This is a genomic window from Priestia sp. SIMBA_032 (assembly GCF_046535215.1).
In the GTDB taxonomy this organism is placed as follows: Bacteria; Bacillota; Bacilli; order Bacillales; family Bacillaceae_H; genus Priestia; species Priestia aryabhattai.
This window is the reverse complement of the sequence record NZ_JAWRXD010000848.1, coordinates 1-264: the sequence shown is the minus strand read 5'-3', so window position 1 is coordinate 264 and position 264 is coordinate 1. Positions and strand designations below refer to the sequence as shown.

Sequence of the window (264 nt, the reverse complement as noted above, 5' to 3'; positions counted from 1 at the left end):
AGTAGTCGTGTGGCTTGCAGGCGGTCACTGTAGAACGTCGTCCCCCGCAGGATGACACGGTCCATGCGCCCTGGCTCCCGGTCACGGGGTAATTCCAGCCCGTAGCCGACCAGGTCACCGTTCTCGCTCCGAGGCCCCTCGGCAAGCACCGAGCGCTCAATGTGCAACAGGCCGCCGTCCGGCACGTCGACCAGCCGGCTGTCCCGTGCGTCGAAGGAGGCGATCAGGCTGCCCGTGATCAGCGTCCGCGATGCCCGGCTCTTG

General features: G+C 67.4%; 1 protein-coding gene. It reads right to left on the bottom strand.

Annotated features, from left to right (window positions below):
• The coding region (locus SB717_RS36745) for a hypothetical protein (RefSeq protein WP_410908000.1) at positions 1-264 on the bottom strand (264 nt) is incomplete at both ends.